The organism is Streptomyces sp. NPDC054796 (genome assembly GCF_053611545.1).
Genome location: NZ_JBSHAO010000003.1, coordinates 1 through 14,298, shown reverse-complemented (window position 1 = coordinate 14,298; position 14,298 = coordinate 1). Strand labels below are relative to the sequence as shown.

Below are 14,298 nucleotides of genomic sequence, written 5' to 3'. Positions count from 1 at the left end.
CACAGAACGACTGGCCGGGCTTCGCGGCCGGGCGACAGAGGAGCGTGACGATGACGCAGGACGCGTGCGACGGCATCGGCACGGGCCCGGCCCGCACGGCGGAGCCGGCCCCGGCCGGACTCCTGGCCGCCCGGGCCCGGCTTTCCGCCCACCTGAGTGCCGCCGTCGACGCCGACGGCGCTGTGCGACGGCCCTGCGGGAGCCGGGCACTGGAATCGGCACTCCTGCTCGTGCTGCTGCGCCGTCGCGGCAGCCACCCCCAGGAGGCGCGGGAACTCGCCGAGTACCTGGAGACTCCGGCGGCCCGGACCACCGGATACGACGCGGCTCTGGCGCAGGCGGCCCTGCACGCGAGGACGGCCACCACGGACGTGGTCTCAGAAGAACTGCTGGCAGGCTTCGACCACTTCACCCTCGCACGCAAGCGGCTGCTCTTCGACGTCTATCTGGCCGTGGCGGGCGCCGTCCCCTTCGAGCCGTCGATGTTGCGTCCGGTCCGAGGGGAGGCCCGGGGCGGGGACAACACCGTCGCCTGGATCGAGATGATCATGCTCAGCGTCCGGGTACTGGTCGCGCACGGACTGGGTTCGTCCTCGCAGGTCAGCGACCTGGAGCGGGACCGTCTGCTGGATCTGCTGGGCTCCAGCCGCGCGCCCGTGTGGGAGAACTACGTCGCCGCGCACCTGCTGGCCCTCCTGGCCGTGCAGCAGTTCGCCCCCGGACATCCGCTGGTGGCGGAGGGCGTCGCCGCGGTGGTGGCATCGCGCAACCCGGACGGCGGCGTGCCCAGCATGACGAACCTGGACGTGTTCAGCACCGGGCCCGCCGGGCTGGCGCTGGCGCGCGCGAAAGCGGAACCCGCGCTGCTGAACCGGCTGTGCGACTACCTCGTCGACCAGCAGATGCCGGACGGCGGCTGGACGTTCGGCGAGAACATGCGGCACAGCGACGTGGACGCCAGCTCGTACGCCGCGGCGTGCCTCGCCACCGTCGACCCGGTCCGCCACCAGTCGGCACTGGCACGCGCCGCCGGATACTTCCGGGGCATCGCCGGACAGGACGGCGGGTTCCCCACCTACATGCGGGGCGACCCCTCGGAGGTCGGCATGACCGGGGGCGGGGTCAGCGCGCTGGCCTGGGACGGAACCACACACGCCGACCTGCTGGACGGCGCGGCCCGCTGGCTGCTCGACGCCCAGCACGAGGACGGCACGTTCGAGCGGAGCTGGAGCCTGAGCGAGGCCAACACGGTCTGGCGGGCGATGTGGGCGCTGCACTCGATGCCCGAAGTGACCCGCGCCGCGCTCGGGGAGCGCATCGACCGCGCGAGCGCCGCCTCTCACGCGTTCCTCGTCCGGGCGCAGAACAGCGACGGCGGCTGGGGACACAGGCCCGGCAGCCCCAGCGACGTCACCAGCACCTGCTACTCCCTGCTCGCCCTGTCCGCCATGGGCCGACGCGTGGACCAGGATCCGACGGTGCGCACGGGTGTGGCACACCTGCTGCGCCGCCAGCGCTCCGACGGCTCCTTCACCGCGCCGCCCGACCAGGTGGCTCCCCGCCCGCTGCTGTTCGACGCGCCGGTCTTCACGGACATCTGGGCCCTGCTGGCGCTGGCCAGCAGCGACGACGACTGGAACTGGCAGCGGAACCGGTGGAGGAACCGGTGGAGCCCGACAGGAAAGTGAGCGAGGTGCGGATGAGCACCGTCCCCACGCCGGAGAACACCGGCACCGGACCTGGCACCGGACCTGGCACCGGACCTGGCACCGGACCCGGCCACGCGCCGATCACACTGCCCGTCGACAGGCCCGGTCCAGCGGACCTGCCCCCGGGCTTCCAGCGGCTGCGTACCGAACTTCCGGTGGCGCCGCTCGCGTTCCCCGACGGACCGCCGGGCTGGCTGGTCACCCGGTACGACGACGTACGCGCCGGCCTGGCCGACCCCCGGCTCAGCTCCCGGCGCCCGCACCTGAACTCCCACGTCAGAGCACACCTCATCTCCTCCGAGGAGATGGCCGCGCTGCGCCCGTCCGACCTGCTCACCAGCGATCCGCCGCACCACACCCGGCTGCGCCGGCTGGTGACCCGCCAGTTCACCGCACGCCGCATGAACCTGCTCGCCGCGCACATCCAGGACATCGTCGACGCACACCTCGACGCGCTGGCCGACGCGGCCCAGCCGGCCGACCTGATGGAAACCGTCGCGCTGCCCGTACCGTCCCTGGTGATCAGCGAACTTCTCGGCGTCCCGTACGCGGACCGCGATCTCTACTACCGGCTCACCGCGGAACTGCTCTCGCTCGACCGCACCCGAGAACAGCTCTTGACCAGCAAGGCGGACATGAAGGCGTATCTGCTGAGCCTCGTCCACGCCAAGCGCGCCGCACCGGCCGACGACCTGCTGGGCGGGCTCGTCCAGGCCCAGGCCCAGGCCGACGGCACACCGCTGACCGACGACGAGATCGTCGCCCTGGGCCAGCTCATCCTCATCGCCGGACACGAGACCACCGCCAACGTCATCGGCCTGGCCGTCCTCCTCCTGCTCCGGCCGCCCCGGCTGTGGGACACCCTGCGCCGACAGCCCGAGCTGGTCGACGGCGTCATCGAGGAGACACTGCGGTTCGCGACCGTGTTGCAGTTCGGGCTGCTCCGTGTCGCCCGCGAACCGCTGGACATCGCCGGTCAGCCCGTCCAGACCGGTGACCGCGTCGTCCTCCACCTGCCGGCGGCCAACCGCGACACCGCCCGGTTCACCGACCCCGACCGCTTCGACCCCCACCGCCCCAACGCCGCCAAGCACCTCAGCTTCGGACACGGACCGCACCACTGCCTGGGTGAACAGCTGGCCCGCATCGAGCTGCGCACCCTTCTCACCACGATGCTGCGCCGCTTCCCCGGTCTGCGGCTGGCCGCCGACCCGCACCGCATCCGTACCCACGAGCACAAGGTCGTCTACGGCATCGCCGAACTGCCCGTGGTCTGCGCGCCCTGAGCCGGAACACCCGAGGTGGTGAGAATGACGCACGACCGCGACGGCGCGTACGCCTACGCCTCCTACGCCGCCTATGCATTCGACTTCGACGGCACCCTGGCCGACACGGCCGACGTCAACCACGGCGCGGTCCTGGCCTCACTGGCGGACCACGGGATCACCGTCTCCCGCGACTGGCTCACGGCCAGGCCCGCGTTCACCGCCCCCCAACTCCGCCGTCGGCTCGGCATCTCCCCTGCCGCCCTGCCCGACGACACCTTCGTCAAAGCGGCCAGGGCCTACTGGTTCGCGCACACCGACCAGATCCGGCCGATCGCCGCGGCAGCGTCCGCCGTGCGCACGGCCGCGGCCCACGCGGCGGTCGCGGTGGTCACCGCCAACTACGCCGCCATCGTGCGCCACGGGCTGTCGATCGTGGGGCTGGACGACATCCCCTGGACCATCGTCGGCCGCGACGACGTAGCCCGGACCAAACCGGCCCCTGACCCCTATCTGCGCGCCGCCCGGTTGCTGGACGTCAGCCCTCGCGAATGCCTCGCCCACGAGGACACCGACGACGGCGTCACCGCGGCCACGGCCGCGGGCATGCACGTGATCGACATCCGGCACCGGCCCTGGCGGTGAGCTGTTGCGGCAGCGAAGGGGCGCGTGCCGGTGCGGCCCAGCGGAGCGGGGAGCCGTGCGGACCGGCCGCCGAGCGGCGGCGTCGACTACGCTGACGCGCCAAGTGCGTGACCCGCGTACGCGATCTGGATCAGGGCCCATGACCGCTTCTTGCGGAGCGCTTGGAGGAAGCCGTGACCGCCGACCTCCCCGACTGGATGATCCCGCCCAGGCCCGGCGGCTGGGAGGCCGACGACCTCGACCACCTTCCCCAGGCACCACGGCACACCGAACTGATCGACGGAGCCCTGGTCTTCAGGACGTCGCCGCAGCGGTCCTGGCACTCCCGGCTCGTGGAGAACATGACGTTCGCTCTGCGCCAGGCGGCTCCCGCGAGGTTCGAGGTCGAGCGGGAGATGACCGTCCGACTCGACAACAAGAGCCGTCCCGAGCCCGACATCCTGGTCACCACGGCCGCGTACGATCCCGACCGCACCTGGTACGCACCCGAGGACGTCGCTCTCGTCATCGAGGTCGTCTCGGAGGAATCAGCCGACCGCGACCGTTCCCTCAAGCCCTTCAAGTACGCCCAGGCCAAGATCGCCCACTTCTGGCGCGTCGAGGACGAGGCCGGGGCCCCCGCCGTCCACACCTACGAACTCGACGTCCTGACCAGCACCTATGTGCCCACCGGCATCCACCGGGACCGCCTGAAGGTCTCCGTACCGTTCGACCTCGACACCGGCCTCACCACTCTCGTGCCCTGACGCTGACGGGAGCGCCGGAACAGGCGTCTGAGGTGGTGCCCCCTGTTCACGCGTCCTGGGAGTGGCGTGAACAGGGGGCACGGCAGGCGGAGGGGCTATGCCTGGTCGTGCAGTGTGGTGCGGGTGGTTTCGGCCTGCTCGGTGATGGTGGCCAGGACCGGCCGCGGGACATTCTTGTCGCGGAAGGCGTCCACGAGCTGGTCGAGCACGACGTCGGCCTGTTTCAGGTCGCCGCCGCGTGCGTGGGCGCGGGCCAGCCGTCGCATGGTGAGGTTCAGGGTGAGGTTGTCCACGCCGGCCGGGGTGCTGTTGTCCAGGGTGGTGTCGACGACCGCCCCGAGCTCCTGGACGGCGGTGGGCGTGTCGGCGGTGCGTACCCCGATGCCCTCCTCGCCGAAGGTGAGGAAGTGCCGTCCGGCGTTGGTGCCCTTGGCCATCCGGGCGTAGAGGGCCAGCGGGTGGTCGCCGTAGCGGGCCAGCAGCTCCTCCAGCGCGTCGTTGCCCGCCTGGAGGTAGGGGCTGTCGGAGCCCAGCAGGGCCAGCAGGGCGCCCTGCTGGTCGCCCATGAGCAGCTCACCGGCCCGCTCGTCGTCGGCGCTCAGCGGGTAGCGGACCTTGAGGGTCTTGAGCGGGGAGACGACGCGGGAGCCGTCGGGCGAGCGGTACACGGCCCGCAGCAGGTACGCGCCGGGCTGGCCGAAGGTGAGCCCCGTCGCGCCGTAGCCGAGGTAGGCGCTGTCGTAGAGCGCGGGCGTGTTCGCGTCGAGGGTGACGCGGGCGTCGTGGTCGCCGCAGGTGCGGGCCATCGGGCGGAAGGGGCGGGTGGTGCCGTCCGGGCCGGTGATGAGGAACGTCAGGTTCTCGCTCTTGGGGCTGAGCCCGGGGGCGACCTCGGCCTCCGGCCTGCTGCCGTCCAGGGAGAGCCTCACCTCGGCGACGACGGGCTCGCCGTAGGCGAAGGTGTCCCGTCCGGTGAGTTCGAGCCGCAGCCCGGTCTCGTCGGACAGCGGAACGGCGAGCTGCGGGGGCGCGGCCTGGTCGGCGGCGCCGAACATGAAGTCGTTGCCCCCGGGGACGATTCTGTAGTAGAAGCCGTGCCGCAGGTGCCGCAGCTCGCTCGGCGTGAACTGGTAGCAGAACTCCGCCCAGTAGGCGTCCTCTCCGCTGTTGACCGGGCCCTGGTACTTGTGGTCGTAGTTCATCCAGGACAGGTCGCCGTAGCCGCCGCGCGGGCCGAGGGGCTGCGGCGGAGTGGCGTCGGCCTTGTCCCAGGAGTGCAGCAGGTTCAGGGCGTGGCCCATCTCGTGGACGTAGGTGCGCAGCTCCCTGCGGGTTCCGGCGCGTCCTCCGCTGACCTGTTCGGTGTGGAAGACCGCCATGCCCTGCCGCTGGAGGCCGACGTCGTCGAACATGGTGCCCAGGACGCCCTCGACGTCGGCGTACTGCGTGGCGATGAAGGTCCACAGCTTCCACTGCTGGGTCTCGCTGTAGCCGCTGAAGTGCTGGAGCATCGCCGCGTGCAGCTCGGCGTCCGACCACTTCAGGTCGGCGCCCGCGTCGCTGACGGGCACCTGTCCGGCCGCCAGTTGACGTAGTTCGATACCGGCGTCCGCGTAGGCGGCGGGGACGGTCAGCAGGCGTTTGCCCAGCCCTGGCGGGCGCGGATAGTCGGTGGTCGAGACCTGGCCGAAGGCCGCTGTGGTGGCCATGGTGTCGACTTCCCAGTCGATGGTCCGCAGGAACCGCGAGACGTAGGAGCAGGTGAAGCTCTGTGTCCTGGTGCCGTCGTCGCTGCTGAGGGTGACGGTGGCGGTGCCGCCCGGAGCCAGTTTGCTCACCGCCACCGACACCTTCGGCATGGCGGCGGCGTAGGCGAACGTCGCGGTACCGGCGACGACCGCGGGAAGCGCGGGTACGGCCTGGGTGCCGTCCAGGACGAAAGAGTTGTTGTACGAGGTGGTGGAGCCGGAGACGGTGAACAGGTCACCGCTCACCACCGGCAGCGGGCCCTGGAAGTCGACGCGTAAGTCCAGTTGCGTCCCGCCCGAGGTCCCCGCGAAGCGTCCCGCGGCCGGGAGCCGCGGCCGCTGGTAGGCGGCGGGCAGCGCGGCCAGACGGGGCAGCGCCTGCGCGTAGGTGCCCCGCGTCCGCCAGCCGCGCTGCCAGTTGAAGACCAGCGCCTGCTCGCCCTTGACGAGGCAGATCTCGTAGCCCGCGCCGCTGTTCTCCAGGGGGAACGCGTGGTCGAGGTCGCTGGTCCACTCGGCGGGCAGCTCGTTCCACCTCGCGCCCACGGTCAGCCCGGTGATGGGGCCCTCGTAGCGGACCTTGTCACCCCAGGCGATCAGCGCACACCGGGAGCCCTTGAACAGCAGCGTCAGCCGACGCCCGTCCTGGTCGTCCGGGAGCTGGATGATCGCGTCGACCTCACCGAGGTACCCGGCCGGGATCATCTGGCCCAGGCCGGGCAGGGCCGTGACGGGCCCCCGGAACAGCTCCCCGCTGGTCCAGCCCCACTTCAGGGCCTGGCCCCCGGCGAAGAAGACCGTGGCCTCCTCGCTCTCACGGGGCAGCATCAGCGCGCCGTCGCTGTTGCTCGCGAACGGCTCCGGCAGCGCCGCGAACTCCCCGCTGTACACACTCGTGAGCGGGCCCTCCCACGCCAGCCCGGTCGTGTTGATCACCGCGACCCTGTCATCCCGCACGAACAGCGTCTCCCACGGTTCCCCCGGCGTCGGCACGGTCGCCTGGAAACCGGTCGTCTTGAGCCTCATGAAACCCACGACTACCCCCTGCTCTACGGGCCCCGGAAAGGCCCTGGGCCAGGGATGCTAGAGCGGGCACATGCCCCCGGCTACGCTGTCGGCCGCCCGACAAATTCGGCTATGCCGTCTACGCGACGTCACTCCATCCGTCGGAGCCCCACCCGCACCCCTCACCGCACGTCGCCCCCCGCCCGCCCACCAGCACGCACCGGACCCGACCGCTCCGGCTACCGCGCGGAGGGGCGAACCCGTTATGGCCGGTACAGTCCAGAACCCATACGATGAGGACATGGCCCGGCCTCGCAAGTTCGACGAAGAGCGTGTGATTCTCGCTGTCCGCGACGAGTTCTGGGACAAGGGCTACGCGGCGACATCTCTGGAGGATCTGCTGCGCGTCAGCGGGCTGGGCAAGGGCAGTCTGTACGGCGCGTTCGGAGACAAGCGAAACCTGTTCCTGCGGGTGCTGCGCGATTACGACAACGCGAACCTGCGGGTGCTGCGCGAGCGCCTGAAGTCCGCGACGCGAGGGATCGACCTGGTGCGCGAGTTCGTGCTGAGCCCGGCCGCCGACCCCACTGGGGCAGATGCGCGTCGAGGGTGCCTGCTGGCCAACAGCAACGCCGAACTCGCCACCAGCACTCCGGAAGTGGCCGCCGAGGCCCGCCGCAGCTACGACGCGATCACCGCCATCCTCGCCGAGGCGCTGGAGCGGGCCCGGCGCGAAGGAGACCTCGCCCCCGATGCGGACCCCGCCGAGACCGCCCGCACCGTTCTCGTCGCCCAGCTCGGCCTCATCGCCCTCGGACGCACCGGCACGGACATCGACACCCTCACCGCGGCAGCGCAGTCCGCTCTGGCGCGGCTCCTGCCCGCCCCCGCGCCGCGGTAGCGGCCACCCGCCACCCGCCGGCCGGCCTGGAACCGCCATCAGCCCTACGGGCCTGAGTCCTGTCAGGTGCGCCTTCACGCCGCGCGCCACCCACCCACCCACCCACCACGAGCCCGCCGACCGCGCCCCCGTATGCGCTGCGCCGAAGTGCTCAAGCAGGCCGAAGAGGGCGTCCCCCTGGGCCGCCTCGCCGAGCCCGAGGAGATCGCCGCGGTGACGACGTTCCTCGCCTCGGACGCGTCCGGTTCTGACCGTCGGGGAAGGGGACGAAGCCGGCGTATACCTCGACGCGCTCGATCGCTCCGGCGTCGTCGAAGCCGAAGCAGACGGCAGCGTGGGCCTCGTCGCGTATGCCGCTGTTCACACAGGCTCTTAGTCGAGGTGTTGGTTGTCGAGGACGTGCTGGGCGGTGTGGAGGAGGGGCTGGTCGTGGCGGAAGGCGTGGGCGCGGAGGCGGGCGAGGGCGTCGTCGGGGGTGAGTCCGTACTTTTCGGCGAGGACACCGGCGGCCATGTGGACGGCGGGCGGGTAGCCCTGTGGTCCGCGTCGGACGGGGCGGGGCTGGTGGGTGAGGAGGTGGGGGTGCTCGGCCAGGGAGAGGAGGGCGAGGATGCGGGCGTAGGCGTCGGCCCGGTGTTTCTGTGCCGGGGTGAAGGGGGCGGGCTCCCGGCGGTAGAGGTCCATGGCGCCGACGGCCAGGGCGCCGATGATCAGAGGCAGGGCCAGCACGCTGCGGGCGCCGTGTTCGCAGGCGATGGGGGTGTAGGCGGGCCAGCGGGTGGCCGTGTGGTGCAGGTCCGTCACTTCGACAGGTGCACAGTGGGCGAAGGCGTCGGTGCACGGGCCTTCCCCGGTCGTCAGTTGGGCGTCTTCCACGAGCCGGGCGCGTTCGTCGGTGGCCGCGGCCAGCAGGCGCAGTTCACCGGCGGTGATCAGGGTGGCACCGGCGAAGTCGGATTCCAGGTCGTCCGCGCAGGCTTTGCAGGCGGTCGTGAGGGTGAAGCCCTCGGTGAGGGCGGCGGTGCCGATACGGTTCCACGCCGCGGCGTAGTGGTCGTTGTCCATGAGGTGTCCCGGCAGGGGTTGCGCCGTATGGCGGGAGGGACACGTCCTTCCGCCGGGGTCCGGGGCGGCAGAAGGAGCGGATCGATACGGCAGCGGTGTGTGGGGGGAGGGGTCAGGGGCGCTGAATGGTGCTGGTGTCGAGGGTTCCGTCGACGACCTGTCGGCATAGTCTGCTGAGGGGCAGTTGGTGGTTGCGAGCGTGCCGGCGCAGGGCGTCGAAGGCGGCGTCGATGTCGGTATTCCAGCGCTGGGCGAGGATGCCCTTGGCCTGTTCGATGATGATCCGGCTGGAGAGGGCTGCCTGTAGCTGGGCTCGTTCGATGTTGCCGTGCATGATGGTGCGCTGCTGAAGGATGGCGATGGTCGCCACGTCCGCGAGCGCCTGCGCCACGCGGGCGTCGGCCGCGCTGAGGTCCTGCTGGCGGGTGTCGAAGAGGTTCATGGCGCCCACGGCCTGCTGGCGCAGGCGCATGGGCAGGGCGTGGGTGGTGACGAAACCGGCCTGGCGGGCGCGTTCGGCGAACCGTCGGAACTCCGCGGTCTGCTCGTCGGAGTCGAGGCGGATGTTGAACCGCGCGGCACCGCTGCGGTGACACTGCACGCACGGCCCCTGTTCGATCTGGAGGGCGAACAGTTCCAGGAGCCTGGTGTGCTCGTCCGAGGCGGCGATGACCTGGAGTTCGCCGCCCGGGTCGGCGAGCATGACCCCCACGGCGGAGACGTCGAGCAGCTCGTTGCAGCGTTCGCACAACTGGTGCAGGAAGTCGATCAGGTCGAAGTCGTCGACGAGCGTGTCGACGGCGTCGACCATGGCCGCCAGCAGATGTTCCTCACGTGTCATGCCCCGTCAGTCCCTTCACCGGCGGTGGTGTCCGGCTCGTTTTCATCGTCTCGGAAGCTCAGTCGCCTGGCCACCACGTCCCCGGCGACCTCGGTCACCGAGCGTTTGTGGCGGAAGGCGTGGGCGCGCAGCCGCAGGAGTGCCTGGGCCAGGGACACTCCGGCCTGCGCGCTGACCATGCCGCTGGCCTGGTGGACAACGGCCCGGTAGAACTCCGAACCCCCTTCCGCGGCGGCGAAGGCGTCCTGCTGCGGGCCGCCCTTCAGCAGCACGGCGGCCATTGCGGTGGCCACCAGCCACACATCTGTCGTCGTGGCGTCCGGCAGCGGGCCCGGCGCCGCGCGTTGCAGGGTCAGGGTGCCCAGGCACGCGGAGCCGACGGACAGCGGGAAGCAGAAGATCGCGCCGATCCCCAGCGCGGTGGCCTCGGGCAGCAGCGCGGGCCACCGGCTGTCCGGCACCTGGGCCAGGTCCGGCACCATGACCGGCGCGCAGGAAGCGCTCGTTTCCGGCCCCGGCCCCTGGCCCAGGGTGAACTGGAGGTCCTCCAGGCGCGCGCTCACGCCGTCGGAGCACCACACCACTTCGCTCAGGGGGCTGTCCGTCGCCACCGAGGCGGCGATGCCGTCCACGCGCAGAACCTGGGCACACAGCCTCGGATCGGCCCCGATCAGGCCGGTAGCGCCGGGAGGGGGTTGCAGGCTCCCCAGCACGGCGGCCAAGCCGCTGCTCACCATCCGTCCTCACTCCCCAGCCCGGCGACCTCGCATCAGCGGCCCCCGCAGGGCAAGGGGCGGACTCCCGACCGTCTCAGTCTAGGCGCGCCCGGCGCCCTGAGCGCCGAGCAGCGGAAGGCGCAGGGCAAAAAGGTCCGGGTCAGAGACGTGCATAAAACAAGTGTCGGGATGTCTGTGCTTCCTGTGGCATGCCACGGCGGGGCGTACGGTGGAGACAAAGCTGCCCGCAGGCGACACCCTCCCCCTGACATTGGCTTCCGGTCGGGGCAGCATCGGCGGTGAATGCCGGAGATCGGAACGCCCCGATGCACGCCCCGACGCACCCCTGCCCCACGCCCACAGGCGTGCCTCTGCCCGCACCGGTTTCCCCATGACGGCGCCCCGGCCGGAGGCCGTCGTCCTGGCCGCCCGTTTCGTGGGCGATCCCCGCCCGGCCCAGCGCGTCGGCGAGGCGTGCCACGCCGCGTTGCACGGCGCGTACGCGGTGGGACTCACCCTGGCCGCGGACGCGGCCCTCGCGCAGCGGGTCTCGCTGTGCGCCACCGGCCCCCTGGCCGAGCACGGTGAAAGATTGCAGGTCAGTCTCGGGGAAGGTCCCTGCGTCCAGGCCCTGAGCCGGCGCACGCGGGTCCACGCCGACGACATCGACAACCCCGACACCACGCGAGCGTGGCCCCTGTACGCCCGGCAGGCCAGGGCCCTCGGCATCCGCGCCGTCTTCGCCCTGCCCGTCCTCAACGGCGCCGACCCGGCACGGCAGGCCGGGCTCGTCCTCACGCTCTACCGCAACTGGCCCGGCCCCCTCTCCGAGGCCGACCTGCAAACCGCCCAATACCACGCGCACGCCGCCGACCTCCTGCTCCTGACCACCGCCGCTCCCACCGGGGACGACCTCGTCCACGCCTGGCTCCTGCCCGTCGACGCCGTCGTCCACCAGGCCATCGGCAAGATCAGCTACCGCCACGCCCTCACCACGGGGCAGGCCCTGGCCCTGCTGCGCGCTCACGCCCACACCCAGGACACCGATCTGACCACCCTCGCCCACGCCGTCGTCGACGACCACTTGCGCCTCCCCGACCTGCCCCCGGCCGACCCCCCGCAGAACTGAGAACCACCGGCCCGAGCGGACAGGGAGCACGGCGTGGTCGTGCCGACCCGCGGGCGGCCCAGCGGGCGGTGCCCGCACTGTGGGCGCTGAGTGCTCGTAGGCAGCCTCTGCGGCTCGGGGCTCATCGAGCACGAAGACGGCCCGCTCCTCCGTACGACAGAGGCGTGTTGACACGGTATTGACGTGACGAACACGGAGAGGCCGTCCGACCTGTGTTTTCCAGGTCGGACGGCCTCTCGGAGCGTGGAGCCTAGGGGAGTCGAACCCCTGACATCTGCCATGCAAAGACAGCGCTCTACCAACTGAGCTAAGGCCCCGCTGCGCACTAGAGTACCGGCTCCGGTCGTTGAATTCCGACCGGGTATCGCCCCGTGCCCATCACCCTCCGTAGGATGCACCGCAAGTTCGCGTCAGCGAAGCGACATGGGGAGTCCAGGGGAGACGTGATGGACGCAGCACAACAGGAAGCGACGGCCAAGGCGCGAGAGCTACAGAGTCAGTGGTACGGGGAGCCGCTGGGGACGCTCTTTCGGAAGCTTATCGACGATCTGGGGCTGAACCAGGCCAGGCTCGCGACGGTGCTCGGCCTCTCCGCGCCGATGCTTTCCCAGCTCATGAGCGGTCAGCGCGCCAAGATCGGCAACCCTGCCGTGGTACAGCGGGTGCAGGCGCTCCAGGAGCTGGCCGCCGAGGTCGCGCGGGGGGACGTGAGCGCGGCGGACGCCACACAGCGCATGGACGAGATCCGTCGTACCGCGGGCGGGAGTGTGCTCAACAACACGGGCCAGGCGGCCTCTTCGGGCGCCTCGCAGACCCCGGTGAAGCGGGTGGTGCGGGAGATCCAGGCGCTGCTGCGCTCGGTCTCGGACGCCGCCGACATCATCGAGGCGTCCACCACGCTCGCCCCCACGCACCCGGAGCTGGCAGAGTTCCTCCGGGTCTACGGGGCCGGGCGCACCTCGGACGCCGTCAAGCACTACGAGTCGCACCAGAGCTGAGCCGGGCGGCCCGCCCGTCAGCACGGCACGGGCACGGGTACGAGGTTTCAGGGGCACGCGCGCTCAAAGCGGACAGGGACAGCGGACAGGGGGATGGCGCAGCAGCCATGGGTGAGGTCTTCGCCGGCAGGTACGAGCTGATCGATCCGATCGGCCGCGGGGGTGTCGGCGCCGTATGGCGGGCCTGGGACCACCGCCGCAAGCGCTACGTAGCGGCCAAGGTGCTCCAGCAGAGCGACGCCCACACCCTGCTGCGCTTCGTGCGCGAGCAGGCGCTGCGCATCGATCACCCCCACGTGCTCGCCCCGGCGAGCTGGGCCGCCGACGACGACAAGGTCCTGTTCACGATGGACCTGGTCAGCGGGGGGTCGTTGGCCCATCTCATCGGGGACTACGGTCCGCTGCCGCCCACCTTCGTCTGCACGCTGCTGGACCAGCTCCTCGCGGGGCTGACCGCCGTGCACGCGGAGGACGTGGTGCACCGCGACATCAAGCCCGCCAACATCCTCCTGGAGGCCACCGGGAAGGGCAGGCCCCATCTGCGCCTCTCGGACTTCGGCATCTCCATGCGCAAGGGCGAGCCGCGGCTGACGGAGACCGACTACGTGCTGGGCACGCCCGGTTACTTCGCGCCCGAGCAGATGATGGGCGCCGAGCCGGACTTCACCGCCGACCTGTACGCGGTCGGCCTCGTGGGGCTCTATCTGCTGACGGGCAGGAAGCCCGACTCGATGGCGCTGCTGGCCGAATACGAGCACGGCGTGCCGCCCGCGCCCGCCGGGGTCCCCGAGCCGCTGTGGCAGGTGCTGGGCCAGCTCCTCCAGCCGGACCCGGAGGCCCGCTTCCGTACGGCCACGGGCGCCCGCAAGGCGCTGGCCGCCACGCTGGAGCTGCTGACGGCGGACTCGACGGGCACGACGGGCACGACCGGCCCGGCAGGCTCGACGGGCACGACCGGCTCGACGCCGGGGCGGGAGGCCGTCGAGGTCTTCGACCACATCGGGCCGCTTCCCGAGGGCTTCGGGCCCGAGGGCCCCACGGGCCCGGCCCCCCGCGGCTTCGCCGGGCAGGCACCCGTGCCCGCGCCCGTCGCGCCGCCCGTGCCCGCCACGCCCCCCTCGCCCACCGGAAGCTACCCCCTCCAGCCGCCGCAGCCGGTCGCCCCCGCACACACGCCGCCTCCCCCCACGGCTCCCCCGGTGGCCCCGCACGCGTACGCCATGGCCGGAGCCCCCACCGCCGCGGCCCCCGTCACGGGAGCACCCGTGACCGGCGCACCCGTCACCGGCACCCCCACCGCCGCATCCGCGCCCACCGCCGCATCCGCGCCCGCCTCCGCCTCCGCACCGCGCCCCGCCCACAGGCCCGGCCCGCCCGTGAAGGTCGCGGTGCCGGTGCTCGTCGTCGCGGTCGTCTGTCTGGCCGTCGGCATCTGGGCAGCCCTCAGCGTCTGACGCCCCCACGCCCCACGCCCCCGCCCGCCAGCCGCCCCCACAGCGCCCCGTACACGGAGAACGGGCGGTGCGGGTG

At 71.7% G+C, this 14,298-nt stretch carries 12 protein-coding genes, 1 tRNA gene and 1 pseudogene; 9 read left to right on the top strand and 5 right to left on the bottom strand.

All coding sequences use genetic code 11. The features are described 5' to 3' along the window. The first annotated feature begins 50 nt into the window (after positions 1–50). The 4 genes from ACWGJ2_RS03270 to ACWGJ2_RS03255 all read left to right on the top strand — a co-directional run bounded on the left by ACWGJ2_RS03270 (position 51) and on the right by ACWGJ2_RS03255 (position 4,365). Positions 51–1,688 carry a prenyltransferase/squalene oxidase repeat-containing protein gene (locus ACWGJ2_RS03270; protein ID WP_453344220.1) on the top strand — a complete coding sequence of 546 codons (1,638 nt, stop codon included), beginning with the start codon at positions 51–53 and terminating at the stop codon, positions 1,686–1,688. After that, entirely contained in the window at positions 1,667–2,995 is a 1,329-nt protein-coding gene (locus ACWGJ2_RS03265; RefSeq protein WP_453344219.1) for a cytochrome P450, read from the top strand. Before ACWGJ2_RS03270 ends, ACWGJ2_RS03265 begins: the two co-directional genes overlap by 22 nt. A gap of 24 nt (positions 2,996–3,019) precedes the next feature. Next, positions 3,020–3,619, top strand: coding sequence for an HAD family hydrolase (locus ACWGJ2_RS03260; protein WP_453344218.1), 600 nt, complete (start codon positions 3,020–3,022; stop codon positions 3,617–3,619). A gap of 197 nt (positions 3,620–3,816) precedes the next feature. Then, positions 3,817–4,365, top strand: a complete 549-nt coding sequence (locus tag ACWGJ2_RS03255) for a Uma2 family endonuclease (protein ID WP_453344467.1) — start codon at positions 3,817–3,819, stop codon at positions 4,363–4,365. Between the two features lie 95 nt (positions 4,366–4,460). Here ACWGJ2_RS03255 and ACWGJ2_RS03250 read toward each other — a convergent pair whose 3' ends face one another. Then, positions 4,461–7,139 (bottom strand): hypothetical protein, encoded by a 2,679-nt coding sequence (locus tag ACWGJ2_RS03250; RefSeq protein ID WP_453344217.1) that lies wholly within the window; start codon positions 7,137–7,139, stop codon positions 4,461–4,463. A 280-nt stretch (positions 7,140–7,419) separates the two neighbouring features. Between ACWGJ2_RS03250 and ACWGJ2_RS03245 the strand changes: the two genes are divergently transcribed. Together ACWGJ2_RS03245 and ACWGJ2_RS03240 are read left to right on the top strand one after the other, a co-directional pair. Beyond that, a complete protein-coding gene (locus ACWGJ2_RS03245; protein WP_453344216.1) occupies positions 7,420–8,019 on the top strand; it encodes a TetR/AcrR family transcriptional regulator in 600 nt (199 codons plus the stop codon). 144 nt (positions 8,020–8,163) lie between these two features. Beyond that, positions 8,164–8,262, top strand: a pseudogene (locus ACWGJ2_RS03240) (SDR family oxidoreductase); the annotation flags it as partial. A gap of 129 nt (positions 8,263–8,391) precedes the next feature. Here the strand turns inward: ACWGJ2_RS03240 and ACWGJ2_RS03235 are convergent. From ACWGJ2_RS03235 to ACWGJ2_RS03225, 3 genes are all read right to left on the bottom strand, one after another. Then, the gene (locus tag ACWGJ2_RS03235; RefSeq protein WP_453344215.1) at positions 8,392–9,084 is read right to left on the bottom strand and encodes a GAF and ANTAR domain-containing protein; all 693 of its coding nucleotides are present in this window, start codon (positions 9,082–9,084) and stop codon (positions 8,392–8,394) included. 112 nt (positions 9,085–9,196) lie between these two features. Then, positions 9,197–9,925, bottom strand: a complete 729-nt coding sequence (locus tag ACWGJ2_RS03230) for a GAF and ANTAR domain-containing protein (protein WP_453344214.1) — start codon at positions 9,923–9,925, stop codon at positions 9,197–9,199. Then, positions 9,922–10,662 carry an ANTAR domain-containing protein gene (locus ACWGJ2_RS03225; RefSeq protein WP_453344213.1) on the bottom strand — a complete coding sequence of 247 codons (741 nt, stop codon included), beginning with the start codon at positions 10,660–10,662 and terminating at the stop codon, positions 9,922–9,924. The genes ACWGJ2_RS03230 and ACWGJ2_RS03225 overlap by 4 nt, the downstream gene beginning before the upstream one ends. A 370-nt stretch (positions 10,663–11,032) precedes the next feature. Here ACWGJ2_RS03225 and ACWGJ2_RS03220 point away from each other — a divergent pair, with 370 nt between their 5' ends. Beyond that, a complete protein-coding gene (locus ACWGJ2_RS03220; protein WP_453344212.1) occupies positions 11,033–11,770 on the top strand; it encodes a GAF domain-containing protein in 738 nt (245 codons plus the stop codon). Positions 11,771–12,014: 244 nt separating this feature from the next. Here ACWGJ2_RS03220 and ACWGJ2_RS03215 read toward each other — a convergent pair. Beyond that, a tRNA-Ala gene (locus ACWGJ2_RS03215) sits at positions 12,015–12,087 on the bottom strand. Positions 12,088–12,216: 129 nt separating this feature from the next. On the opposite strand from ACWGJ2_RS03215, the gene ACWGJ2_RS03210 reads away from it, so the two are divergent. Then, positions 12,217–12,768: a helix-turn-helix domain-containing protein gene (locus ACWGJ2_RS03210; RefSeq protein ID WP_453344211.1), complete on the top strand. Its 552-nt coding sequence runs from the start codon at positions 12,217–12,219 to the stop codon at positions 12,766–12,768. 107 nt (positions 12,769–12,875) lie between these two features. Beyond that, positions 12,876–14,222, top strand: a complete 1,347-nt coding sequence (locus ACWGJ2_RS03205; protein ID WP_453344210.1) for a serine/threonine-protein kinase — start codon at positions 12,876–12,878, stop codon at positions 14,220–14,222. Positions 14,223–14,298 lie beyond the last annotated feature (76 nt).

Coding starts and splice junctions, on each gene's coding strand:
- ACWGJ2_RS03270 (WP_453344220.1), top strand. CDS start 51: ATGACGCAGGACGCGTGCGACGGCATCGGCACGGGCCCGGCCCGCACG.
- ACWGJ2_RS03260 (WP_453344218.1), top strand. CDS start 3,020: ATGACGCACGACCGCGACGGCGCGTACGCCTACGCCTCCTACGCCGCC.
- ACWGJ2_RS03255 (WP_453344467.1), top strand. CDS start 3,817: ATGATCCCGCCCAGGCCCGGCGGCTGGGAGGCCGACGACCTCGACCAC.
- ACWGJ2_RS03250 (WP_453344217.1), bottom strand. CDS start 7,139: ATGAGGCTCAAGACGACCGGTTTCCAGGCGACCGTGCCGACGCCGGGG.
- ACWGJ2_RS03245 (WP_453344216.1), top strand. CDS start 7,420: ATGGCCCGGCCTCGCAAGTTCGACGAAGAGCGTGTGATTCTCGCTGTC.
- ACWGJ2_RS03235 (WP_453344215.1), bottom strand. CDS start 9,084: ATGGACAACGACCACTACGCCGCGGCGTGGAACCGTATCGGCACCGCC.
- ACWGJ2_RS03230 (WP_453344214.1), bottom strand. CDS start 9,925: ATGACACGTGAGGAACATCTGCTGGCGGCCATGGTCGACGCCGTCGAC.
- ACWGJ2_RS03225 (WP_453344213.1), bottom strand. CDS start 10,662: ATGGTGAGCAGCGGCTTGGCCGCCGTGCTGGGGAGCCTGCAACCCCCT.
- ACWGJ2_RS03220 (WP_453344212.1), top strand. CDS start 11,033: ATGACGGCGCCCCGGCCGGAGGCCGTCGTCCTGGCCGCCCGTTTCGTG.
- ACWGJ2_RS03210 (WP_453344211.1), top strand. CDS start 12,217: ATGGACGCAGCACAACAGGAAGCGACGGCCAAGGCGCGAGAGCTACAG.
- ACWGJ2_RS03205 (WP_453344210.1), top strand. CDS start 12,876: ATGGGTGAGGTCTTCGCCGGCAGGTACGAGCTGATCGATCCGATCGGC.